Genomic DNA, 24,890 nt, shown 5'->3' with positions numbered 1-24,890 from the left:
TGCGAGCGCGTTCGTGGTTCCGTGAGTTCCGAGAAATCGCTCTGATGTGTGTCGTCTATAACATCAAGCGGGCTGTGAAACAGTGAATTCCATCGCAGTATGGCGATTCAACACAGCCCTTCAAGGACATCCACAGCCTCTCTGGTCGCACGTTCGCTGAGCGGAGTAACCGATGATAACTGGCGGATCGAGACATTGATCTCCGGGTTGTCACTGAGAAAGTTGAGAATATGTGCGCTGGCGCTGTGCTTGAACAACCCGGGAACTCTGATCGGGAGTGCTAGTCGTATCGATGTCCCCGCTGCATCCTCGAGGTCTTCATTTCCCGTTCCGATCGAACTCTCACTACCCATAGGGCATAATAGCTCACCAGAGTATAAATAATTTATACCTGCTCTCGCGACTCAGGTAGTCCAAATGTCGATGTCGGACTGTCGATGCTCGGCGTCTAGGTCCTCGCTTGAAACAGAGCCGTCCTGCTCGAACCGCGGGGTCAAGAGGACGGTCGCGTCGTCGTCGTACTCGCGGTCGGGCCGGCGGACACAGTCGACGGGTTGGATCGGACTGCACTCGATACAAGAGCAGACCCCTCCTTCGAAGCCGGCGATCTCGACGGTCCAGCCGATGACACCCTGGATCCGGTAGGTTCGGTCGTCGCGAGCGCCGTCTGGTTTCCCGCTGTCCCAGTCACGGACGCTGGTGGAGCGGCAGCCAACAGCGCCACAGATGTCGCAGGTTCGGAGGTGGTCCTGATCACCGGGCCGGAACTGGTCTGCGGCGACCGTCTTGTTGTCGCGCGTCGACAGCGCACAGTCGTCGCAATTGACATCCTCCTCCGCCTGAAGGCGGAGGAATCCCGAGGTTGGGATATTAGGGTTTGCAGTCCACCACCTCTGTCTGCGGTTGGAATCCGCAGGAGAGGTCATACAGGTGGACTGCTGGCTGTGCCAACCAGCCGGTACTCTTATCCCCGGACAACTGTCCAGAAGACTCGGAGTTACTTTCTGTATTGTTGATTTCGAGACGGATGTTCTCCGCCCCGTTCACGTCCGCGTTGAACGCTGCGTCACACGACTCGCAGACGTACAACCCGCGTTCGACACGCTGACTGTCGTCTTCTCTACCGCACACGCAACACGTCTTGCTCGTGTCTCGCTCAGATACTTCTACGACTTCGATGCCCTCAACCTTCGCCTTGTATTCGAGGATGCTGGTGAACCGGTCGAACGCCCAGCCGTGCAAGTCGAGATTACCGTGCCGCCCCCAGTTCTTCGACCCGCCGTTCTCGTCCTCTCGAACACCGTTGAGCTTCCCGAGGTTGATGCGACCAACACACCTCTCGACACACCGTTCGACGATGTGTTTCGCTAAGGAGTGGAAGAAGTGGGTACGGCGCTCAGACCACTTCGCGTGGAGACGTGTGGCTCGTTCACCACTGCTGTCGTCGCACTTGGCTATTTCTTTCGGGAAGTAGTACCCATCCTGTTTCAGGCGGTTGCCGGGATACAGGTCAGCGTCCTCGGTACTGTATGCGACGGCAGCGAAGTTGCTGATACCGAGGTCGATACCCGCTGTCTCGTTGCCGGGAGCGTTGGGCGTCTCGAGTTCGTCTTTACAGACAAGGTGCAACTCCCATCGCTCGTTCTGCTGGTCGTAGATAGAGCGAACTTGTTGCAGGTTATCAACCTCTACACCGGGCCGCGTCTCGTACTCGACAAGGATGTATTCCCACGCTCGGGGGTGTTCCTTGTGATCCGCGCCTTTTGACAGGCGAACGCGGTTGTTCTTGGTGTCGTGGCGGATGCCGTTTTGCTTCCACGTTACGGTGGAGCGCGGGTGTTCTTCGTGGACGCGGCGACCCTGTTGGTCGTAGTAGTTTTCTTTGCGGTAGCCGGGCGGATTGTCCCGTTCGTCGTCCGAGGAGTACCACGAATTGAAGGCTTCAGCGAGTTCCTCCAGAACCCGCTGACTGGACTGTGAGTGTAGTCCTTTGTATTTTGGATGTGTCTTCAACTCGTCTTTCAACTCCTCGTGATCGGGAATCTCGCCCGTCTCCTCCCAGACATCTCGGGAGTGATAGTTAGCGACGTTCCAGAGTTTGCTGGCCGACCACCCGTGTCGGTCAAGCGAGTCCTCTACCTGACTGTAGTTGAGGATTTTCGCTCGATGGGTACGGTGGACTTCCAGCATCGTGAAACGTCTGTATAACCTCTTATACTCGATTCGCTTGTAAAGGGTGGGTTTGAGAACGGTGGAATATCCGTCCCTGTTGAAGTCGGTGGAATGGGTTACCGAGTGACGGCGCGTATCCACGGCCTGAAGGCCGTGGTATTGCGCCTGCTCAGCGTATAATGATACGGTTGAAGCCGCCAAACAGGCCGAGGAACTCGGTTTCTCACGTTTTTGGGTGGCCGAGCATCACGGTATGGCTGGTTCCATCGCCGGCGTGGCTCCCGAGGTGATGCTTGGACATCTCGCCGCCGAAACCGACACGATCCGGCTTGGCTCCGGTGCGGTGCTTCTCAACCATTACAGTCCGTTCAAAGTCGCCGAGCAGTTTGGGGTGCTCGACGCGCTCGCTCCGGGTCGTATCGATGCGGGCCTCGGACGGGCAAACGGATCGCCAGCGGCTGATCGAGCCCTCGGAACGGATCGACACGTCCAGAATCCCGACGAGGATCACGCAGAGAAGATCGAAGCGGTCGTCAACCATCTGTACGAGGACTATCCCGACGACCATCCATACAGTGACCTGCAGATACCTCGTTCCGGCGGTGACACCCCCGATCCGTGGGTACTTGGGTCGAGTCCATCGAGTGCGTCGATTGCGGCTGAACTCGGCCTTCCCTACTGCTTCGCGGCGTTCATTCGGCCACAGCTCGCAACCCAGTCGTTCGAGACCTACCGCGAGCAGTTTCAATCCTCGGCACTGGCCACCAGTGGTGCGGAGCCCCAGGGGATGATTGCCGTGAATGCGGTCTGTGCGGAAACTGACGAGGAGGCGGCACGCCGCCGAGCCGTTGCCGAAGCGTCGTACAAACGGATGCAACGCGGCGTCGTCGGCACGAGACCCTCTATCGAAGAAGCTATCGATGAACTTGGTGCGGTTCCTGAACCGACATCCGAAACGCTCGAGATTGCCGAGTTGCCGCGTGCGATATCCGGAAGCCCCGAGACGCTCTCTACTATCCTCGATCGAATCACCGATAGTGTTGGCGTCAACGAGGTGATGATCCAGCATATTCACGCGACCCACGACCACGCACTCCGTTCCCACGAGTTGCTGGCCGACGGTGTCGGACTCACACAGCAATTCTGAACCCTTCTGTTGCACTCGATGACGTCTGGATACCCTCGATCACGGCCAACTCCTGTGACAAGAACTTGTCTGTACGTTTGGCAATCCCCACTACCGGTATCATTTTGCCGAACTCGTCACACCCTCTGGTATGATCGCCGACTATCCGCACGCGCCGGGTGACCACTGTGGGTCCGCGTCCCTCCGAAACCTCGCAGATTACTATGAGTGGGGACTCGATGAAGCCGGGTGCTTCGGAATCAGCGCTGGCATCGGCTTCGAGTACGACGAGTTCGGACCTGCTTCGCGTCTGATCATGGGCCGTAACGAACACCTCGAGACGAAATTTTTCGAACATCTCGGCATCACCGTCGCCCAGCAAGAGAGCGACTCCAGATCGACGACCTGGGAGGCGCTCGAAACTCGGCTCGAATCGGGGCCGGTGCTCTGTTTTGTCGACCTCTACTACCTCCCCTACTTCGGTAGCGACACGCATTTCGGCCCACACACTGTCGTCGTGATCGATGTCACAGAGGACTCGGTGACGATCTCCGACAGCGAATTTCCCGAGCCCCAGACCGTCTCGCGGACCGACTTCGACGACGCGTGGAGTTCCGAACACGGGTTCTGGCCACTCGAACGGCGGTGGCTCGCCGTTGAGACGCCCGAACCGACAGTGGCGACGGCCACCGCGACACGGCGGGCAATCGAATCCGCAATTGAGACGATGCTCGACGGCGGGCCGGACGAACGTGGCAGCGTCGATGCCATTCGAGCCTTCGCAGACGACCTCCCACAGTGGACGGGCTTCGACGACCTACAGTGGACAGCGCGCTTCGCCTACCAGAATATCGAGCGGCGGGGCACTGGCGGTGGCGCGTTCCGCCGACTCTACAGCACCTTCCTCGAAACGCTTGGTGTGAACGCTGGACTGGACGCCCAGTTCGGCGAGCGGATGCATCGAATCGCCGACGACTGGTCCGAACTCGGAGCGGTTCTGAAAGACGTCAGCGAGACAGCGGATGCAGCCGAACAGGCGCATCTTCTCGACGATGCGAGCGACCGTGCCGCCGTCCTCGCCAACCGTGAGGAAGTTCTGTTCACTGATCTCGCCGACGCTGTGTGACTCGGTTCCGCCCAACTGGTGCAGGAAAACGCAGTCTCGGAGGACTCAAGACAGTCGTTCTCCTACGAGTGTCCAAATGGGTCAGCAGCCATTCATCTTTAGCTAAGACTATCAGTAATACTTTATCAAGAAATAATGCTTGATGGTAGTAGATGAAGGAATCTAACAACTGAAGCGCTGTTGCAGCTGAAAGTAGCCGATACAGAACCTTTGGAAACCGTCTTTTCGTCCCGTAGCAGTCCCGTTCTAACGAGATCTCTCCTCATATCAATGGGATTTAGTATGACTCTAAGTATTAGCTAAAGCCGAATGAACTAGGGTCAATCCTCTCGGTGGTGTTCAGATAAGGATGAATAGTGAGGCGGTGTGTTTTCTGAGTGTCCATGCCCGAAAACACACGCCTCGGCGGTAGTGTCGACCAGATCGACTTAGAGTTTGTTGAACACCAGGCGACACCGCGTCTGCTGATGAAGCTCGGTATTCAGCTACATCTGGCTGGACTTTCGCTTTCGAATACTGTTTCGCTGCTTGATATATTCATTGTCCAACGCGCACGATCCACCGTGCATAATTGGGTTCACAAAGCCCATTTACGGCGGTGTTCAGATAAGATTGAAAAGTGAGGCGGGAGCGGTTTTTAGTGCTCTATGCCAAAAACCGACCGCCTCAACGGCTGTTTAGACCAGATCGAGTTAGAGTTTGTGGAGCGAGAAGCGACACCGCGACTGCTGATGAGGCTCAGTATTCAGTTACATCTGGCTGGACTCTCGCTTTCGAATACTGTATCGTTTCTTGAGGTATTCGGTGTCCGACGCGAACGATCCACCGTTCACAGCTGGGTTCACAAGGCCGATCTACAGCCCCAAGACGGACGCCAGCCGGATCACGTTGCAGTCGACGAGACCGTGATCCAACTCGACAACGAGCAATACTGGCTGTACGCTGCGGTCAATCCCGAGACGAACGAACTACTTCATACAAAGCTTGAGCCAGTGAGAACGAATGTACTTGCTCACACATTCTTTGCCGAACTCCGTGAGAAACACGACGTTGACGACCTGTGTTTCTCGTTGATGGAGCGGGCCCGCTGAAACACGTCTGCCAGCGACACGGTCTCGATTTCAGATACGAATGCCACGAAAATCGGGATAGTACCAAACGTGTCTTTTGTGAGGTAAAATGGCACACCTATTTATTTTCAAACTGTTTCAGCAACGCCGAACGAAAAACTGCTGGTGAGTGGTTACAATCATTTGCCTTCGCATGGAATTGGCTCATCTGAACACGACCAACAGTGGTCCCCGAAGCATTTTGGTGACCTAGACTCAACTGAACCAGTGTGCTGGAAGCATTACCGGACCGTCCACTAACGGACGAAGAAGCGGAACACCTCAAACAGCAAGACGCTCGAATCGTCCCGTTATCCGTCCTCAAGGGAGGGAGCGATGACCCGTTCGTTATCTACACGATGGCGCTGTACGGGAGCGAAACGAATCAGGTCCATCTGATAGGGTACTCGGATACGGAAGACGGGTGGATACAGTTCGAATCGTTCCCGGAGGAGGAGTGGACGGTCGACCGTCAGGAGGAACGGGTCTCACAGTGGATCGAACAGCAGTATGGTGACAAGTTTGAGCAGGGTGTCCTGAGTGAAGATTCTGGCACGGTCGATATCCGATAGCCGTCCCGAAAGGTGACCCCGACGCCAAGTCCGGAGTGCCGTTTGGACTGACTGCCGGGCGAGGATTCTCTCGAAGATCGTCCACTATCTATAAATCATTGCAATTCGTGGACTCTTACCATGGCAGAGCCAGCCACTGTTGTTCGTGATCTGACGTACGGAGATACCGCACGCGTGACTGATCCGGATGTCGGTGAAGTGTCGGTCATGGTGTTTCGACCACAGGAGACGGCAGAAGTCGCGCCGGGAATCCAGCAGTTCGTGTTCACGCATGAATCCGGCCGGATCATCGGGATGAATCGGACGCTGGATGCCGATGAGGACGGCGACTGGGAGGCGTGTCGCCTGGTCGTCGACGACGACGGTTTCCAGCATGCCCTGTTGTTGCGACCGAACGGCGACCTGCATTTGCACACGCGACGGGAACCAGGCGAACCTGACGACTGGGAGCATCGTGGTGTCGTCCAAGACATCAAACCACTCGAGTCGGTAGAGCAGAACTGACCGGCGGGAACGCTCAGTTGGCCTTGGGGTCGAGTCCCCGGTTCTGTTTCTATCTTAACACAGCGAGAGAATCCCGCCGTTCACGTCGTTGACGAGACGCAAAGCGTCTCGTTCGCACACCAGAACGCGAAGCGTTCTGGGGACGGGCGTGAATCGCGTAAGCTCCGGTAGCCAGCCGCTCTGGTCACTCTAACCCGGAGATTTATTTTGCTTCGTCTCGTTACATGACATATACCGAGGCGGCCTTGACCGCCCGAGTAAACGGATAATATCGGATTCAAGACTCTACGCCTGAAGGAATCCCCTTCGGGCCGCTGGATTCCCATACCAAGGTAACTCTGAATCCGTCACAGTATAGGAGTAACGGCGGCGTGGTCCCGCCAGGAGATCAGTCATGCCGACTGGTCTGCAAACCAGCAAATCTCCCAAACCTGCGGTACGGGAAGCCTCGTCGTTCACGACGAGGAGGGGGTCACACGAGACCCATCAATCGAAGCGCGAACAGAACGAGCGTTCGCCGAAACGAATCGATGACACCGACGAAGGCAGTAATCTCGTCAGGTGGACGAATCAAAATTGGCGCGCGGTGTCATCGTTTGAGTTCATAGCCTCGCTCGCGGTCCCACGTATCTTGGTCGGTCTCGGCGATCAGTTCATACTTCTTGACCCGCTCGGTCGCAGTCTTCGGCAATTCGTCTCGAATCGTGATATACCGTGGCACCTTGAAGTAGGCGAGCCGACCGTCACAGTGATCGACGATGTCGACTGGGGAGGGGTCTGTTCCCGGCTTGGGGACGACCACCGCCTTCACTGCCTCGTCTCCCTGTTCATTCGGAACACCGAACACCGCTGCTTCCTGTAGATCTGGGTGGTCACTGAGGACGTTCTCGACCTCGTGCGACGAGACGTTGCCGCCCGGCCGCCGGATGGCGTAGGCCTTCCGGTCGACGAAGTAGAAGTAGTTGTCTTCGTCTTTGTATCCGACATCGCCCGTGTGGAACCAGAGGTTCTGCCAGGCATCAACAGTCTCGTCTGGCTTGTCGTGGTACCCGAGCATGAACGAGTTCGGCTCCGTCGGTCTGACGACAATCTCGCCATCCTCGCCCGGCGGGAGCGGTCGGTCCTCTTCATCGACGACCTCGATCTCCGTATACGAGAGGGGCTTCCCGATGCTTCCGGATCGCGACGCTTCCGGGGGATTAACGGCCGCCATGGTCGCTGTCTCGGTGAGTCCGTAGCCTTCGAGGAGCTGGACGTCGAACCGGGGTTCGAACTCGTCGATAACACCCGCCGGTGCCCCGGCACCGATTCCGTACACCGCTGGATTGTCGGCGTCGTCAGGCTGGGGATCGGTGTTGTGAAGATTGGTAATCATCGTCCCGAGGTAGCTAAACACCGTTGCGTCGTGGCGTCGGATCTGATCCCAGAACCGGTCCGGGTCGAACTCCTCGTACAGAACGAAGTCGATGCCGGCGAGTATCGACCCTGTGACCGTCGTCTGCTGTGCATTGCAGTGTGAAAGCGGCAACGTGGTGAATGCACGGTCGCTCTGGTCGAGATCCAGGACGTTGTCCACGAACTCCCGCCCGGTATTGATGTAGGAATAGTGGGGCAGTATCACGCCTTTCGGCTTTCCCGTGGTCCCGCTAGTGTAGATGACCGACATCGGATCCGACGGCCGCGGTGAGTGATCCGGTGAAGAACGCTGATCGAAGTCAAGCAACGACTCGTAGGTCTGGTACGAGGATTCAGGCGGGTGATCGCCGAGCAGGAACTCCGACGTCACTTCGTTCGGTTCGCTGCGGACTGTCTCGTAGTTCTCACGAGTCGACGAATCCAGGAAGATCGTCGTTGCCGACGAGTCACGCAGGACGTACGAGAGACTGTCGTCACGGAGGTCGTTGTGCAACGAGATCATCACCGCGCCAGCCTTGGCGATCCCAAACCAGACCGCGAGGTACTCCGGACTGTTCCGAAGGAACGTACAGATTCGATCGCCCGGTTCGGTGCCCCGCTCTACGAGCGCGTTCGCGATCGCGTTCGACCTTTCGTGTAGCTCCCGGTAACTGTAGCTCCCGCCGGCAGTATGGACAAGCGGACTGGTTCCCTTGCTGGCCGCCCGGTCTGCCAGCAACGTGGTGATGGTCTCGTACTCGTCAGCGTCGGCCCGGCTCATCCGTGTCGCGTCAGACGCGAGCGATTCCAACCGCATTCGGTTTCGGTGGTGTGCATCCTCACGCAACAGGGACACCCGAGAACTTAAATTTTCCCCGCACTCCACGTCGCGGTGTCGAGTGACGGTCCGCTCATACTGCCGGAGAGACGTTCGAAACTGTCGTCCGTCGAGTTCCTCCGGAGACACCTTCTCCGGTCGTCTTCGACACACCCTGGCTGTGAAATCCGCTGTCAGACAGTATCAGTTGATACTGCGATCTGAGTCGTCCCAGTACGGTTCTCTGAGTGCTTTCTTGTCGATCTTTCCGTAGGGCGTCTTTGGCAACTCGTCACGGAACTCGACGTGTTTTGGGCGCTTGTAGTCGCCGAGTTCGTCGTCCGAGAAATCGTGGATGTCCGCCGACGTGACTTCCCCGTCCGGAACGATAATGGCCGTCACTGCCTCGCCCCACTTTTCATCCGGGACCCCGATGACGGCGACTTGCGCCACATTTGGATGTGTCGCGAGGACATCTTCAACATCGGTACTGTAGACGTTCATCCCGCCGGAGATTATCATGTTGCTCTTTCGGTCCAGGAGGTAAACGTAGCCGTCTTCGTCGCGCTTCCCAATGTCGCCCGTATGGACCCAGCCGTCCTCGACTGTCTCGGCGGTCTTCTCCGGAAGCTCCCAGTACTCGTCCATGACGTACGGCGCAGTCGCCATGATCTCGCCCTCGCGTCCGGGGGGTTGCCGCTCACCCGTTTCGGTGTCGACGATTTTCACGTCGGCCATCAGTGTCGGCTGGCCGGCCGATCCCAATCGCTGTTCCTCCTCCTCATCGATAGCGATACGATGTTCTTCTTTCCCAAGAACGGTTATCAGGTTGGGCACCTCCGTCTGGCCGTAGAACTGCGTGAACACCGCCCCAAATTCCTCAAGCCCCTCCCGGAGACGGGCTGGGGTCATCGGTGCTGCCCCGTAGACCAGGGTCTCCAGTGACGACGTGTCGGTTTCGTCGAGTCTCGGATCGTCGAGGAGCGTGTAGATCATCGTCGGGACGAGGAACGACCACGTCACCTGGTGGTCCTCGATATCCCGAAGCGCCTGTTCCGGTTCGAACCCCGGACGGATGACGGATTCGGCACCCAGAAGCAGTGCTGCCCAGAGGAACAGCCCCGCCGAATGTGGGAGCGGCGTCATCAAAAGTAGTGTATCGTCCCCCGTCATGTCTAGTTCTGTGATGTGTGCGTATACGTTCTGGAGGAAGTTGTCGTGTGAATGGATGACGCCCTTGGGGTCGCCGGTCGTCCCGCCGGTATAGAAGTGTCCAACGGGGCTATCCGGGGAGATGGAGACGGACGGCGGTTCTGTGGTGTCACCCTCGGTCTCCAGGTCCGCGAGCGAGTCGAACTGGTCGCTCTCGCTGTCGATGACGAACCCGCGGTCAAGCGTCTCGAGGGATGCGTCGAGCGATGCCAGTGTGTCGGTGAAGGTAGGTCCGGCGATGACGGTCTCAGTACCCGAATCCGAGAGCATGTACTGGAACTCGTCCTCGGTGAGCATATCGTTGAGTGGGAGCTTGACCGCCCCGGCCTTCAGCAGTGCCAGATCCGCGATCACGTAGCCGAGACAGTTGGACATCATCAGCGCAACCCGGTCGCCCGGCTCGACCCCCCGCTCGACGAGCGCGTTCGCCACCGCGTTCGACCGTTCGTCGAGTTCGCCGTAAGTATACGCCGACCCACCGACGGTCACAGCAACCCGGTCACTGAATCGGTCGAGACTCTTGGTCAGTGCTTCAGTCAGGGTCGTCGGCGCACCTGTCGCTTCGCCACTTCTCTGCCGACGCTCAGAACTGCCGCTTTCGGTCGACATGGCCACTTATTGTAGAGCATGCTTAAAAAAGATACCGCACACCACGACGACAGTAACGGGGGACAGCAGCCTCAGTCCGCCGCTGTCTCCGTGCTCTCGCGGTCAGGGGCCGGGCGTCCCTGCCACTCCTCGTAGAACGTGTCGATATCCGGGTCGAACGGTTTGATGACCGGATAGCCGACCGGGACGGCGTCGACGTCGATGAGTTCGTAGCACTCTGGGCAGTACCACTCCCGGAGTTCGAAGGCCCAGTCCGGGTCGACGTGCATGTACTCCTCGTAGAGTTCCTCGAACTCCTCGGCGTCCTCGCGTACGAAGACCTCACAGGAGCGCTTCCAGTTCTCGTCTACCTCACAGAGGTCTTCGCCGCACTCTGCCCTGACGACGCGGCCGTCGTCGGTCCCGACCACGTAGAGGTGATCGTTTAGCGGGACGAGGATGGGATCGTCCCAGTCGACGCGATCCTGCAAGACCTCACGAGTCTTCTCGAAGCGGTCCGGGTCCTTCGGATCCGGGAGCACGTCATTGCGCATCTCGTCCCAGGTTAGTTCGCCCTCAATCAGCGATTCGACGCGGTGTTTGTCTAAGTCAGTCATTGGTATCACCTAGGGGGAGTAGGCGTCGTCGAGGTTCCAGAACTCGCGGAACTCCTCGGCCCACTGGTCGCTTTGCTCGAACACGCCCTCGTACATGTACTGGACGCCGTCGTTCCAGTCGCTTTCCTCGACACGCTCTCGCTCCGCCTCGAAGAACTCCTCGAAGGACTGGGTTCGCTCGGCGCGCTCTTCGCGGATTTCTTTCCGCCGCTGTTTGGTCGCCTCCTCGTCGACGGTGAAATCGCGGTCGTCCGCATCGTACTCGCCCACGACGCCATAGACCTGTTCGACGATATCCGGGGTAAAGATGTCCTCCTCGATGTCCTCCTTGAGCTTCGCCGGTGGCCGCTCCAGCGGATCTCCCCAGCCGGGGCCCCCGCTGGTCTGGTAGCGGAGCAGGTCGTGGTTCTCGAACTCCTCCGGGAAGAACATACCGTCCTGATCACGGATGACCTCCTCGCCCTCGATCTGCTCCTCGAGGGACCCAACCGGCTGGTCGTCGAGGGGGTAGGGCTCGTCCGCGGCGGCCCGCTCGGCGAGGTCGGTATCGTGGACGCGCACGGAGTAGCTGGTGCCCCCAGGGTAGCCGCCGGACATCCCAGCGGCCGACCACGTCACTGTGGGGATACTGAACGCGTACATCGAGACGTCCTCGCTGCCCATGATGGTGTGAAGGCCTTCCCAGCCGGAGCCACCGCGGTACTTGCCGTGGCCGGCAGTGTTGGGCTTGACCCGTCGGCTGAGCTGCAACAGCCCCCACTGGGTTTGCTCCCACTCCTCGACATCGCCGAGGTCCGCCTCGGGGTTGAACATCGCGTAGCCGTAGTCCAGTCCGTCGCGACACGCCGAGGCTCCCAGCCCCTGACACGAGAAGTCGAACGGACCGACTGGCCAGTAGTCACCCAGCGCGTCCGGGATGGCGTCGGCCACGGAGTCCTTCAGCTTCCCGCCGCCCTGCAGCGCGTCGCCGGGCTCGCCGTAGCCAGTTATCACCTCCTCGCGGAAGCCCCGCGAGAAGAATCCGTTGGAGAGACACTTCGACACCGCCAGGTAGGTCGAGAAGATCGTAGCCCATGGGGTGTGGTAGGAGCGTTCTGGGTCCTGTGGGTTCACCACGCTCCCCTCCGGATAGTTGGTGTCGACCGCGTAGTTGGCCCCGTCGTTTACTTTCCCGTCGTGTAGCAGCGACTGGGTGAGGTACACCCAGAGGGCACCTTCCATCGACCCCTTCGCACAGTTGAACGGGTGGGGACCTGGTGGCGTAGCACCTTCCAGGTCCAATTCCATCTCGCCGTCCCCATCGATCGTCATCTCGACGGGGAGGTGGTTCATCATGTTCTGCTGGGCACCGGGCTGCCAGGCCTTGTCCTCCCACTGGATTGGGTGGAACCCGGCCTCCCGATACGTCCCGGGGAACATGCGCTCTTTGACCCGGGACTCCATAATCTCGCGACCTTCCTCGACGGCCTCGTAGAGGAACTGTTTGAACGTCTCCACGCCGACCTCGTCGATCATCTCGTGTATCGCCTCGCGGATCATGTGACAGCCCGCGAGCCGACACTTCTCGTCGAGGTCCCAGTACATCGGGGTCCGCACGCCGCGCTGGCCGCGATCCCGCCAGTCTTGGTACAGTTTGTCGTCCTCGCCGATCTTCTCACACGTCGCGTACAGCCCGTCCTCGTGCCGGTTGGTAGACGCGATCTGGTCGTGGCCGCGAGTCATCCCGCCGATATCGATTTCGTGGGTGACGCCGTCGGCCCACGCGACGAGTTCGTCCTCGTAGAATATGGGGACGAACGTGTGGACGTCCGTGGTGTGGACGTTGCCGAGGTCGTTGTCGTTGTTACAGAACACGTCTCCCGGCTGGATGCCACGACCGTGTTCGTAGTCCTCCTCGATCATGTACTTGATCGCGAGGGAGCCGGTGTGGACGTGGACGATGATGCCTGTCGAGACTGCGACCGAGTCGCCCTCCGGGGTGTAGATCTGGAAGCACAGCTCCCCGATCTCGCGGACGATCGGTGAGGCGCTCACGTGGAGTGCCGTCTCACGGGCGGAGACGAGCGCGCCACGGAGGCGCGAGTACATCTGTTCGTACTGAAACGGGTCCTGTTCTTTGAGTTCGAGTTCGTCGAGGCCGCGGTAGTGGCCGGTTTCCTCCAGCAGGTGCTCACTCTCGTTGAGCATCTCCTGGAGCGTTTGACCGTCCCAGCCGATCGGTGGCTCTACGTCGTTGAACTCGCGGTCGCGGGTGGTAGTTTCGGGATCGTGGAGTTCGGATTCTGGCTTACTCATTGGTCTGAGTCAGGTGGTAAATGCGGTTGTTGTCGAGCGATGCCTCGAAGCCCGGCGGGACCAGCATCGTCGTCGCGGGCGCCTCTGTGACTGCTGGCCCTTCGACGACGTTCCCCGCTTGGATGTGGTCCATGTCCCAAATGTCAGCATCGTGCCAGTCGCCCTCCCAGTAGATGGCACGTTCACTCTTGTGGGCCTGCTCCGGCGGCGTGTCAGTCGAGACCGGCTCCTCATCAGGGAGCGTGGGCTTTGGCGATGGTGCGACACCCTCACCGATCGCGACGGTGAACTGATAACCGTTCTCGGGCGAGCGGGCCGCACGCTGGAACACGCGACCGAACTCGTCTTCGAACTTCTCGACGATCCGTTCGATGTCCCCGCCATTCAGTTCGCCGTCCCAGAACTCCTCGATCTCGACCTCTAGGTCGTCGAGCATTCCGGTGTATTGGGCGCGGACGGCCGGCTGGAATTCCATCTTGTCGACGTCGATACCATCCCGTCTAAACGCATCGGCTGCCTTGTCACGCACTTTGTGGAACACGCCGGTCAAGATATCTGCTACCTCATCGGCGTTACTGAAGTCGGGCTGGAGGATGATGTCGACGGACTGGTCGTACCGGTACGCCGAATCCGCACAGGCGGTGCCGAAGGCGGAGAACGCGGCCGCCCAGTCGGGCACGATGACGTCCTTGAAGTTCAGAGGCTTGGTGTACCCGGCCGCGTGGAGCGGCCCACCGCCACCGTAACTGATGAGGTTGTAGTTCTCCGGCGAGTATCCCAGCCCGTGGACCATGGACCGAAGTTCGTTCGCCATGTCGCGCTCGACGATGTCGAGCACGCCACGTGCTGTCTCGACGGGATCCTCGCCGAGTTTGCTGGCGAGTTGCTCGTCGATGGCCTCCCTCGCGGCATCGACGTCGATTGGGATATCGCCGCCGAGGAAAAAGTCGGGGTTGATGTACCCCAGCAATGCCGTACAGTCGGTGACCGTTGGGGTTTCGACCCCGGCGTCTTCGTTTGCAACGCCGACGAGGTAGCCCGCCGAGTCCGGGCCAACCTCGATACGATTCGAGGCGCGGTCGACGCGGAGGTACGACCCGGTCCCCGAGCCGATGGAGTCCAGCGCAGTCATCGGGATGTTGGTCGGGATCTGGGCCAGGGTCTGGTCCCAGCGTGTCGGGTAGTGCCCCTCCGTAATGAGCGCCACGTCGAAGCTGGTGCCTCCGACGTCCGAGCAGACGAGGTTGTCGATGCCGAGTTTCTCCGAGAGGAACTCGCCCCCGAAGACGCCGCCGATGGGGCCCGACAGCATCGTCTCGGCCAGCCAGTCGTGGTCAGGCGCGATGGTTCCACCGGAGGACGTTAGCACCCGGAACGGCGAGTCCAGGCCCTCGTCCTGTAGCTGGTCCTCGATGCTGTACAGTTGTTCCCGCGACGGCTCCACGGCGTAGGCTTCCAGAATGAGCGTGTTTAGCCGTGGCGTCTCCCCGCGGACCGGATTCTGCTCGCTCGAGAGCCACACCGGCGTGTCATCGTTCCGCTCGTCTTTGACCTCCTCGGCGATCTCTTTGACCTTCTGTTCGTGTTCCGGGTTCGCATACGAGAAGATCATGCAGACGGCGATGACCCGGACGTCCCGGTCGAGGAGGTCGTGGACGGCCTCCCGGATCTCGTCCTCGTAGATGCTGACGACCGGGTCTCCGAGCATGTTGACGCGCTCGCGGACCCCCTTGATGTTTTCACGGGGAACGATCGGATCGGGATGTTCGTGTTCCCGAGCGTGGAGGCGACCCGAATACGACAGGTCGGCCCAGCTCGCGATCCCACGTCCCATCCGATGGTGATCCTCGAAACCCGCCGTCGTGACGACGCCAATGTTCCCTTCACCCTCGCGTTCGAGCAGTCGATTGAGCATGGCCGTCCCGGCGTAGACGACACCGTCGAGAGAGGCCGCGCTTTCGCTGAATGAGGTCCCCCAGTACCCCAGCCCGTTGTCGAAGGAATTCTTTACGCCGATTGATTCGTCGTCTGGCGTTGTCTGTGCTTTTCCGACCGTATAGTTCGCCTCCTCGTCCACGATGAACGAATCCGTCATGGTTCCGCCCGTGTCGAGGGCGAGGAGCCGAGGTTCGTGTTCTGATTGATCCTCAGTACTCATCGGTGGCTAACCTCCACGGGAATTGTCACCACACATCCCGTGCCACCCATAACCACAGAACCGATTAACAAAAACCTTACTGTTTTTTAATCATCAATTGTATAATCGCGATCCGAGCGGGAATGTGGACGGATCCCTACACCGGGGCAGCAATCGGACGCCGGAGACGGTCACGCTGCTCATAGAGTGACCAAGCGTCCCCGCGCGGTGACACCGAACACGACACAGCCCACGAAACAATTCATATTCAGCGACGAGACGTTCATCATGGATCGTGATTCGTGACGGTCGATACAGATCCAGTCACAGAGCGGTTCAGTTTTTCTCCTCCGGCGTCCCGCCTTCAACGCCTTCTGGCCATTCCCCTCGTTTGGCGTCGAGCCAGTCCTGCCGATGGCGATCGCTACAGAAGGCGATCTTCCGAATCCCGGGCTCCGTCAGGGGTGTCATCGCGGGCGTGAACGAACCCGGGAGCGTGACACACGTCGGATCGTCCGGCAGCTCGTTTCCACAGATGGCGCACGAATCGGGGTTCTCAATGCGCACCATATATAATCACGGACCGCAGTCGAAAAAAGTATTATGGCGGTACCACGAACACCCTCATCGTGGTCGTCGCAGGGGCGCTGTAGTGCCGCAATTCCTGGGCTCGAGAGGGAGTCATCGCAAATTAGCCGTGCTGCTCAACGTACCGGTCCGAAAGATCGGCCGCTGCCGTCGTTACCACGGCCGGGAGCTCCTCCTCGAAATATCGGTCGTCGATCTGATTTGAGGTGCCGGAGACACTGATGGCACCGAGTACGCTGCCCTCGTGATGAACCGGCGCTGCCACGGACTGGACACCCAGCGCGACCTCATGCTTGCTGGTCGCGTACCCCTGTCGTCGAATCGTCGAAAGCTCCTCGTGGAGTTCATCCTCGCTTGAAATCGTGTAGTCTGTGCGTCCGCGAAGCCCGTAGTTGTCCACGATTGCGTCGATTTTCCCGTCGGAGAGATGGGCCAGAATAGCCTTCCCGGCAGCAGGGCCGTGCAAATCGGTTCGCTTGCTAATACGACCGTAGGTCTGTCCGACCTCGTCACCCACTGCTTGGTCAAGGTAGACCGCCCGGCCGTGTTCCTCGACAACGAGCCAAGCTACTAGACCAGTCTTGTTGGCCAGCGCGGATAGGATCGTGTCGGCCTGTCCGGATACTGGTACGGAGTTGCGTGCAGCGATCCCGTGAGAGAGAAATTTGAGACTCAGATGGTAGCTTCCGCCGTCGCTCACGAGGTATTCGAGCGACTCGAGTGTCGAAAGATATCCATGGAGTGTACTCTTTGCGAGGTCGAACTCGTCGGTCATCTCGTCTAGATCTGCCCCTCCGTGGTCGTGGATGTACTCGATGATCTCGAACGCAGTTCGGGCCGATTTGACCATCCGGCCGGGTTCGGAGAGTGCCATGCTAACATGATACACCCCACCTTGTATTAGTATTTTCGTATGGGTCCCATCGAAACGCGTATCGCTTGCCGCCACTGAGACGAGTATATCGAATACACCTATATAAATTCCCGATTCTAGTGTGAAAGACAAAACCAACCGAAAAACGGATTCGCCACGATGTCCCGTGACAACATGAACGACCAGTTTACTAGTATCGAATCCGCGAACTTCCTCGTGAGGACGGACAACGGCGGAGATGCCCGCTTGAATACATCGTGAGACAGTCAGTGGGGATCAGCCACCGGGAACGTGGCAGAGTGGCGAACATTTACTGAAGGGGACGAGGTCCAATACTTTGAGTATATCGAATATACGATAATATTCTACGGCTCTATAACCCCTGCCAATTTGGAATAGATGAATCCACACAGAAGGATTAATGTATGACATCAAATAATTATTCGATGTACGTGAACAAGTGGGAGTGGATCCACTCCGCAAGACCGAACCGGTTTCGGACAACTCGGATTGGAGTGTCCAGGCGGTTCCGAGGGAACTGACGTGCCGACTGTACCGGAACCGGCTGCTCGCCATCAAAATAACAAACATATTTTTGTTATTCTTTTCGGATCCCTCGCTTCCACGCCACAACTCCCTGGTGAACATCCCCAGTTTTAATGATTGATCCGTCGTAGTTCGTTGTAGACGATGGTGGCAAATAGCGAGGAGGAAGAGGGAAATACGGTCGACAGCAAAGTCGCCCGTCTGATCGACGAGTACGGCCTCGGTGAAGCGTACGGCGACCGTCTCGAATCACTCTGGACCGCCGATAGGAGTGAACGCGAGAGCCTCCGATCGCTCGCCGATCGGTTCAACGAACGTGTGCTCGAAGCCGCGATTACGGACGCCGGGATGTCGACGGTCGACGGTGAAGTTGCCAACATCTATCGACTGCTCACCGACGACGACGTGAGCAGCGGCAACCGAATTGAAGCTCGGCGACGACTCGAACAAAACGACATCGATGTCGACCAACTCGAACGGGATTTCGTTACGTACCAGGCGATTCGCTCGTATCTCAAGGAATACCGTGGGGCGGAGTACGAGGGTCAGAGCCAGACAGATCGCATAGACAGTGTAATCGACACCATTCAGCGACTGAAATCACGCACCCGTTCGGTGGCTGAACAGAGTCTCGACCAACTCCGTGGGACCGACAAAATCACCCTCGGCGAGTTTCGCCTGTTTATCGACATTAGCGTCCACTGTGAGGACTGTAACTCACAGTACGGGTTCGTAGAATTGGTACAACAAGGTGGATGCGATTGCCAATCAGGGTAACGCGATTTCAGATATCAGTCACGCGAGTGTAGTCATCGGATAGTGCTTGAGCGTCTTCGGGGAGGAGTGCGACAACGAGGAATTGCACGTAGTCTGAGAAGTACGTGACGAGATCGGCGATCCGATTGGAGTCGATCGCCTCGAGAGAGTCGAGCAACATGAACGGCACTGTTTCGTGGACATCGTGAACGAGATACCCTGCTAAAGCGAACGTTAGGCCGGTCACCTCGCGTTCACTCTCCGAGAGGTGATCGATCGTGTCCTCGTAGGTTGCTCCGGATTCGGTGGTTCGCACGACGTGGAGCTCGAATACGGTCTTTTCGACGTTGCGCCGGCCCTCTCTAACGGTCTTCTCGATGCGCTCGATCCAGATGCGCGCGAGGTTCTCATAGCCGAGCAGATCAAGCACGTCGTCCATGTGACTGTTGAATTCTTCGACGGCTTGCTGTTCGATCTGATCGATTCGCGTCCGCTGGGTCTCGAGTTCGTCGCTGATCTCCTCGCGCTCAGCTTGCAGATCCTCTTCGTCGGTCAGTCGGTCTTCAATCGTCGCGATCCGATCAGTAACGTCGTCGAGGTCGGATTCGAGCTGGCCCAGCTCGAACTCCAACTGATTGGCTTCCTTATGGAGATCGAGTATCTCCGAGAAATCCTCTGATTCCAGTGATTCTACCTCCGCTTCGACCATTTCAACCTCGTCGCTGAGTTCGTCTCGCTTCTCTTGGAGGTCGTCGAGTCGGCTCTCTCGCCGTTCAATTTCGGCTTCCAGGTCGTCTATTTCACTATCGAGCGATTCTCGCTTGCGTTGCTGTTTCTCCCGCTCACGCTTGTCTGTGCGGAGTTCGTCGAGTTGGTCCTCGAACTCGCGGATCTCGCTCATCTGGTCTTGCCGGACCGTCCGGAGCGTGTCCAGAGTGTCTTCGATTCGCTCAGGATCGACTTCACTCCCGCACGTCCAGCAGATCGTCGTTTCAGATTCGAGCAGTTGATCAGTCAGATCTTCGTAGGAGTCATCCTCTGCTGTGAGTGCGTCAGTAACATTTGTTTCTTCGCCTTCGAGCATCTCCTCGTTGAACTGGATGATATCCTGAAGGGCGCTAACCTCGTATTCGAGCGTCTGTTTCTGCTCTCGAAGGCGCGAGATCTCTCGGTCGATCTCTTCTTGATCACCCATCGGTGTGTCAGGTAACTCTTCGCGCTCGGATTTGAGATCGGCTAACTCACGATTGAGTGATGCGATGCTCTCTTCCTGCACGCCGATGTCGGACCGGACGGATTCGAGATCCGACCGGAGTTCACGGAGGTCGTCCAGCCGTGATTCGAGTTCGCGTTTTTCCTCGCGGGTTTCGTCGACATCAGCGTCAGCTGATTCGATCTCTGCCTCCTTTTCGGCGAGTTCCTCTCGTTTTGTCTTGATTTGGTCCTCGAGGTCCCGTTTTCGCTCCTCCAACGATGGAAGTTCTTCCTTGAGCGAATTCAACTCCTCAAGTTCGTCGTCAATCTCGTTGCGCTTACGTTCGAGCCGGTCGATTTCGGCCTTGATTTCGTTAGTGTCGACGGGCCGCATGATGAGTTCTCGTAGGTTGCGCTGCTGGACCACCGCTTGGCGGGCCTCGTTCGACTCTAACAGAAAGGCAAAAAGATCAGCGAGCGTGGCATCATCGAGATACGGATCGCCACCGAATGCAATTGACCCGTTCGTGCGACGGAGGGTCCTGTGATACGTTTCCCCACCGATAGTGAGCTGTACTTCTCCTTGGTCGGCGTCACCCTTGAGTGTGACATCATCACTCCCTACCGCAGCCATAATCGACTGTAAAAAAGATGTCCGGTTCGTGGCGTTTTCTCCAGAAAGAATAGTCACACCTGCTGGGATGTTGACTTTCGTCCTCGTAATCCCCCCGATATTCTCGGCTTGGACTGTCGCTTCTGAAACAGCGGAATCAGCTTTTGACATACTCACAGGAACTGAACGGACGAATAAATAAGTAGCTATTGTATCATCGCTAATGCCCATTGTATGGTGATCCGCCGTTAAGATTGGCAACTCTGAAGCGCTGAGTTTTCAGCATAACATAAGTTCCGGGACGCCAACTTCAGATGGCCTTTGTCCGAATTGAATTTAGGTTTACCGACAGCAACCGGTTCAGAAAATATAATTTACACAATACACTCACTCGCGATAGTATAACATTCTAAATAACAAAGATGTATTATATATTCGTTGATGGTTAAATAAGATTTCCCGGTACTTTCTAATTCAGTACCCCGTCGGCTGGCATTCAATCGGGAAGCGATAGGTGTGGTTTGAGACGGATACAGTAATGTACAAATAGCGCAATTCATAGGCGACCGCTCCGCCGGATTTCCCCAACGAAGTATGGAAACAGTCAAGTCGCATTTTGGGCGTGAGAAACCATTTTTTATGAGGGTCGGCCGGTATGGTCCACACGACCGTTTAATCATAATTAAGGAATGTCAGGCCGCTGAACGAATAAATGGATGAAAACCGTGGCGTTTGAAAGATCGTGCTGTTCCGAGGATTCAGGCAGAAACGCAATCAGTTGATCAGTGCTGCAGTGTCCGAACAACTCGGCGTCAGAGATTAGCTTTGTGTCGATTTATATTTTATTATACAACCAAGACTACTCTCCATTAATTTTGACAGCGGTCTCGTCGACACCGACCCGCGACGGGTAAGTGGTTGGCGGATCAGGAACCTTGTCAGCCAGCCGATGTACACACTGCCAAACTGCTTGTTGAGAGCATTCACAACCTAATTCTGCCAGAAATGATGTTGTCTCTTTGAGTGTACAATCAATAGTGTAAAGTGGGATGACGAACGCCCTGACGGGTGATATCGTCGGATCACGCTCCCTCAGCTTCTTTTAAACTCAGATGCAATCATATTAACAATTATATATGTGCTGCTAACATTTTTCATCAAAGCCCAAATAAGAAACGTATAAAATTGCTTACAAACTTCATCTGTGGAAAGACAGATCTCAGAAAGAAGATGCCCACAATCCAGTCGGCAATCACCTTCGTAGCTGTTTCTTGAGCGTGTCCCGATTTGAACGGACAGTTGCAGAACATACATCAGCTGCTGCCGCAAGCTCCTCTTGCGTGATTTCATCTTCGGTGTCAGTAGCAGCTATCTCAAGACAGGCAGCTGCTACCCCAGCTGGATTTCGTCCGCTGGAGCGTCCTGTCTCTGCTGCACGCTCCGCGATTTGAGATGCTTCGTGTCGTGTCTCAGCTGAGGTATCGACCTCAGACGCGAGTTTTGGAACGAAGGCGACAGGTTGCTGTGGTGGAACGGGAAGCCCCAGTTCCCGGTTCAGGACTGAGTAGGCGTTCCGAATGCGATGTGACGACGGTCGCCGGAGTACCGGCTCTAGTCAGCTAGTGCCGGGGTAAGAGTGGGTGGGAGTCCCGGACTGATCCATGTCCGACGACACTCCGGACGGACAGCAGACGCGAACCGGCGATTCGTACCGACGACGTGACGTGCTCGGCGCGGTCGGGACTGCGGGCGTCCTAACACTCGCGGGCTGCTCCAGCGACGGGCCGGGAAACTCTCCCGGCTCCGCGGGGGACAGTTCCGGTACTCCGACCGGGAACTGTCCGTCGCCACCGTTCTCGTACGAGCGCACGGAACTCTCCCACAACGATCAGGTGCTGGCGTCCGCCGAGATCCCGAGGTCTCGTGCACACGCGGTGCAAACCGGCCCCGGTCGAGAGGTCAGCCTGGGTGATGTCGCCGTCACCGTCGGCGCGTTGAACTACGGCGAGTCGACGGTCGACGAGCACTTGGAGACTTGGCGACTCCGCGAGGTCACCGACCGGTACGACGTTCCCTCAGACGCGGCCGCGGTCGCGGCCGACGACGAACGGTTCGGCGTACCACAAACGCTCAGCATCCTCTTTCCCACCGAAACCAGACTCGTCGCCGTGGAGGCGACCTTCCGCGGCAACGTCGCCTGCGTTGATCCGGTGACGGCTGTGCAGGAACGCGCGATAACGTCGGCACAGCTCGCCTGACGAGCCGGGACGGTCCCGGCGCGCCTATCACTCTGGATCGCGATCAAAGAGGTCCTCGAAAAGCGTCCGCTGGGCTTTGCGCAGGTGGCTGTGCAGGGTCGGCGACGTGATGTCCATCGATTCGGCGACCTCTTCGGCGTTCGCGTCCCGGGGCCACTCGAAGTAGCCGGCGCGATAGGCGACCTCCAGCGCCTCGCGCTGGCGGTCAGTGAGGCTCTCGAGGTCCTCCGGTGTCATCCCGTCCATCGTGTCGAACGGATGGTCGCGTTCTCGCTTGGCGCGGAGGTCCGTCCCGTCGAAAACCGCGGATAGCCGGTCGATCAACGTCCGACCCTCTGCGGCGGTGGGAACGAGCAGTTCGTACGTCGCCGTCCCGTTGGCGACCGTCCCGCGGAGGAGCTGGGTGTCGCGCTCGGCGATGGGAGCCAGGGACGTGGCCTGGTCGAGTGCGACATCGATGAAACCGCTCTCACCGTCCCCTTCGACGATCCGCACGTCGACGTCCGCAGCGGCCAGGCGATCCCGGATCGCCTCGATGTCGCCCCCCGTCACCTCCAGGAAAGCGTGGTTGCCCTCGCCGTTCTTCGGGACGATGCCGACGACGTCGATCCGGGCGTCACAGCCCACGGTCACCGCGACGACGGGGTCGGCGTCGTCCTCGACGGCGACGGTCATCTCGATCACGCCGTCCGTCGCGAATAGCCGCCGCGACTCCGTGGTGTTGATGGCATGGCCGACGAGCTCGCCGAGTTCACCGAGCACTTCCCGCTCGCGATCGCTGACGTCCGTCCGGTCGGTTACCAGTCCGATCGCCCCGTAGACCGTCCGTCCGTAGACCATCGGGACGATCAGCCAGTTGCTCGCCGTCGCGTCACCGGGGATCGCGGCCGTCACCGGCGCGTCGCCGTCCGCGGTCCCGTCCCGCTCGGCACGGATGCGATCGATATCGAGTTCGGGTGGTATCGCGCCGTGTCCCCCGCTGACGGTCGCGGCCGAATCGTCGTCGACGCCTGTGCCCGAGACGCGCCAGCGGTCGGCCTCCCCCATCCACGTCTGGACGTCGGCGACGCGGACGCCCTCGTAGAGGTCCGCGTCGGCGAGGTGCGCCGCGACCGCACACTCGATGTCCTCGCGACTGGTCGCCGAGACCAGCGCCTGGTTGACCCCGCGGATCAGCGCGTTGAGTTCATTGACCGTGGCGAGTTCGCGCTCGCGGCGCTTCCGGGCAGTGACGTCGTAGAGGACGAGGGTGTGACCGATCTCCCGGCCCGAGCGGTCGGTGATCGGTGACGTCCGGATCTCGTAGGTCCGGCCCCCGCGTTCTGCCTCAGCGAGGGCGTCGACCGCGTCGAAGTCGACCCACTCTTCGTCAACGAACGATTGGACCTGCCGGCCGAGCATGTCACGAGGGTCGCGCTCGAAGATGTCGCCGGCCTCGCCGTTGGCGTACACCACGCGGTCGTCGCTGTCGATGATCACGATACCGCTCTCCAGTTGCGTGATGGCGTCGTCGCGGCCGAGCGTCCGGGTCGCCGGGATCAGGTCGAACAGCTGGTGCCGGAACACGGCGGCGCCGAAGGCCACTCCGCTGGCGGCGAAGGCGATCGGCGTCCAGTCGACGGCCGGAGTCGCTCCGACGATGAATATCTCGTGGACGTTCGCGACGAACGGGATGGCGATCCCGAGCAACAGGAGCGCCGACTGATCGGCGTAGAGGTAGTCGGACTCGTAGACGAGGCGGATCAGCATCGCGATGGCGACGGCCTCAATGCCGTAGCCGTAGACGATGTTGATCCAGAACAGCGGGCCGTACGTGGGAACGAGGACCGACACCCCGTCGACGACATGGATCACCTGGTCGGTCCAGAGGAGGTGGTGCCAGGGGTTCGTCCAGGCGCCCACCACCACGAGTATCGGAATTGCGGCGATGAGCGGCAGGGTCCGACGCGTGATGACCTCGTCGTGGCCCGTGTAGCTGAGGCCGAACAGGAACAGAAACAGCGGGACCGACGGATGAGCGAGCCACTGGATCTGGAGGATGGCGATCCGTGCCGTCGGGTTCCGAATTTGGATTCCCACGGCGTAGACGAACGCCCAGAGGGCCAGCGACGCGGCCAGACCGGCGAAGGGCAGTGCCCCCGGCTTCTCCCGTTGCCGGTATGAGAACACGGCCAGCACCAGCGTCGAGGCCCCCGAGAGAAGGAGGGCCGCGGTGAAGACGATTCGAAAGCTCGGTACCATGTGTTACACAGACGACGTGCCGGACCCCCGTCGGATCCGACCGATCGATATCAGGTCAGTGAACAGTCCGGACGGAAAAACTATTCGGCTCCCTGGCAGGGCACTGTTCAGATAAGGTCTGAAGGACGAGGCGGTCGAAATTTGTGGTGC

General features: G+C 58.7%; 18 protein-coding genes and 4 pseudogenes. 8 read left to right on the top strand and 14 right to left on the bottom strand.

Features of this window, described 5'->3' with window-relative positions:
* Positions 1-107: 107 nt before the first annotated feature.
* From MU521_RS15895 to MU521_RS15885, 3 genes are read right to left on the bottom strand one after another with little or no spacing between them, the layout of a single operon-like run.
* Positions 108-353 (bottom strand): hypothetical protein, encoded by a 246-nt coding sequence (locus MU521_RS15895; protein ID WP_139171169.1) that lies wholly within the window; start codon positions 351-353, stop codon positions 108-110.
* A gap of 51 nt (positions 354-404) precedes the next feature.
* Positions 405-926: a hypothetical protein gene (locus MU521_RS15890; RefSeq protein WP_092694597.1), complete on the bottom strand. Its 522-nt coding sequence runs from the start codon at positions 924-926 to the stop codon at positions 405-407.
* Positions 871-2,190, bottom strand: a complete 1,320-nt coding sequence (locus MU521_RS15885) for an RNA-guided endonuclease InsQ/TnpB family protein (protein WP_092694599.1) — start codon at positions 2,188-2,190, stop codon at positions 871-873. The genes MU521_RS15890 and MU521_RS15885 overlap by 56 nt, the downstream gene beginning before the upstream one ends.
* 145 nt (positions 2,191-2,335) lie before the next feature.
* On the opposite strand from MU521_RS15885, the pseudogene MU521_RS15880 reads away from it, so the two are divergent.
* The 6 genes and pseudogenes from MU521_RS15880 to MU521_RS15855 all read left to right on the top strand — a co-directional run.
* Positions 2,336-3,319, top strand: a pseudogene (locus tag MU521_RS15880) (MsnO8 family LLM class oxidoreductase); the annotation flags it as partial.
* Between the two features lie 130 nt (positions 3,320-3,449).
* On the top strand, positions 3,450-4,424 hold the full coding sequence (locus MU521_RS15875) for a BtrH N-terminal domain-containing protein (protein WP_092694601.1): 975 nt from the start codon (positions 3,450-3,452) through the stop codon (positions 4,422-4,424).
* A 383-nt stretch (positions 4,425-4,807) separates the two neighbouring features.
* A pseudogene (locus tag MU521_RS15870) lies at positions 4,808-5,020 on the top strand (IS6 family transposase); the annotation flags it as partial.
* Between the two features lie 51 nt (positions 5,021-5,071).
* Positions 5,072-5,706, top strand: a pseudogene (locus tag MU521_RS15865) (IS6 family transposase).
* A gap of 57 nt (positions 5,707-5,763) precedes the next feature.
* Complete coding sequence (locus MU521_RS15860) at positions 5,764-6,105, top strand: DUF7964 domain-containing protein (protein ID WP_092694603.1); 342 nt, start codon at positions 5,764-5,766, stop codon at positions 6,103-6,105.
* Positions 6,106-6,279: 174 nt separating this feature from the next.
* Positions 6,280-6,609 (top strand): hypothetical protein, encoded by a 330-nt coding sequence (locus MU521_RS15855; protein ID WP_139171170.1) that lies wholly within the window; start codon positions 6,280-6,282, stop codon positions 6,607-6,609.
* Between the two features lie 589 nt (positions 6,610-7,198).
* On the opposite strand, the gene MU521_RS15850 is transcribed toward MU521_RS15855, so the two are convergent.
* The 7 genes from MU521_RS15850 to MU521_RS15820 all read right to left on the bottom strand — a co-directional run bounded on the left by MU521_RS15850 (position 7,199) and on the right by MU521_RS15820 (position 17,132).
* Positions 7,199-8,785, bottom strand: a complete 1,587-nt coding sequence (locus MU521_RS15850; RefSeq protein ID WP_175452923.1) for an AMP-binding protein — start codon at positions 8,783-8,785, stop codon at positions 7,199-7,201.
* A gap of 240 nt (positions 8,786-9,025) precedes the next feature.
* On the bottom strand, positions 9,026-10,642 hold the full coding sequence (locus MU521_RS15845) for a class I adenylate-forming enzyme family protein (RefSeq protein WP_092694609.1): 1,617 nt from the start codon (positions 10,640-10,642) through the stop codon (positions 9,026-9,028).
* 71 nt (positions 10,643-10,713) lie between these two features.
* The gene (locus MU521_RS15840) at positions 10,714-11,238 is read right to left on the bottom strand and encodes an acetone carboxylase subunit gamma (RefSeq protein WP_092694611.1); all 525 of its coding nucleotides are present in this window, start codon (positions 11,236-11,238) and stop codon (positions 10,714-10,716) included.
* 9 nt (positions 11,239-11,247) lie between these two features.
* A complete protein-coding gene (locus MU521_RS15835) occupies positions 11,248-13,533 on the bottom strand; it encodes a hydantoinase B/oxoprolinase family protein (RefSeq protein ID WP_092694613.1) in 2,286 nt (761 codons plus the stop codon).
* Entirely contained in the window at positions 13,526-15,691 is a 2,166-nt protein-coding gene (locus tag MU521_RS15830) for a hydantoinase/oxoprolinase family protein (RefSeq protein ID WP_092694615.1), read from the bottom strand. The genes MU521_RS15835 and MU521_RS15830 overlap by 8 nt, the downstream gene beginning before the upstream one ends.
* A 315-nt stretch (positions 15,692-16,006) precedes the next feature.
* The gene (locus tag MU521_RS15825) at positions 16,007-16,240 is read right to left on the bottom strand and encodes a hypothetical protein (RefSeq protein ID WP_092694617.1); all 234 of its coding nucleotides are present in this window, start codon (positions 16,238-16,240) and stop codon (positions 16,007-16,009) included.
* Positions 16,241-16,361: 121 nt separating this feature from the next.
* Complete coding sequence (locus MU521_RS15820) at positions 16,362-17,132, bottom strand: IclR family transcriptional regulator (RefSeq protein WP_092694619.1); 771 nt, start codon at positions 17,130-17,132, stop codon at positions 16,362-16,364.
* A gap of 690 nt (positions 17,133-17,822) precedes the next feature.
* On the opposite strand from MU521_RS15820, the gene rdfA reads away from it, so the two are divergent.
* Positions 17,823-18,455 (top strand): rod-determining factor RdfA, encoded by a 633-nt coding sequence (gene rdfA, locus MU521_RS15815; RefSeq protein ID WP_092694621.1) that lies wholly within the window; start codon positions 17,823-17,825, stop codon positions 18,453-18,455.
* A 7-nt stretch (positions 18,456-18,462) separates the two neighbouring features.
* Here rdfA and MU521_RS15810 read toward each other — a convergent pair whose 3' ends face one another.
* The 3 genes and pseudogenes from MU521_RS15810 to MU521_RS21855 form a co-directional block, all read right to left on the bottom strand.
* The gene (locus MU521_RS15810) at positions 18,463-20,412 is read right to left on the bottom strand and encodes an archaea-specific SMC-related protein (protein ID WP_092694623.1); all 1,950 of its coding nucleotides are present in this window, start codon (positions 20,410-20,412) and stop codon (positions 18,463-18,465) included.
* Between the two features lie 325 nt (positions 20,413-20,737).
* Positions 20,738-21,337, bottom strand: a pseudogene (locus MU521_RS15805) (transposase domain-containing protein).
* A gap of 156 nt (positions 21,338-21,493) precedes the next feature.
* A complete protein-coding gene (locus MU521_RS21855; RefSeq protein ID WP_432613037.1) occupies positions 21,494-21,787 on the bottom strand; it encodes a transcription initiation factor IIB family protein in 294 nt (97 codons plus the stop codon).
* A 178-nt stretch (positions 21,788-21,965) separates the two neighbouring features.
* Between MU521_RS21855 and MU521_RS15800 the strand changes: the two genes are divergently transcribed.
* Positions 21,966-22,499 (top strand): hypothetical protein, encoded by a 534-nt coding sequence (locus MU521_RS15800; protein ID WP_250864813.1) that lies wholly within the window; start codon positions 21,966-21,968, stop codon positions 22,497-22,499.
* 27 nt (positions 22,500-22,526) lie between these two features.
* Here MU521_RS15800 and MU521_RS15795 read toward each other — a convergent pair whose 3' ends face one another.
* Positions 22,527-24,740, bottom strand: coding sequence for a histidine kinase N-terminal 7TM domain-containing protein (locus MU521_RS15795; protein WP_092694627.1), 2,214 nt, complete (start codon positions 24,738-24,740; stop codon positions 22,527-22,529).
* Positions 24,741-24,890: the final 150 nt, after the last annotated feature.

The organism is Halorientalis regularis (assembly GCF_023698535.1).
Taxonomy (GTDB): domain Archaea; phylum Halobacteriota; class Halobacteria; order Halobacteriales; family Haloarculaceae; genus Halorientalis; species Halorientalis regularis.
This window is presented reverse-complemented; position numbering and strand designations above follow the sequence as displayed.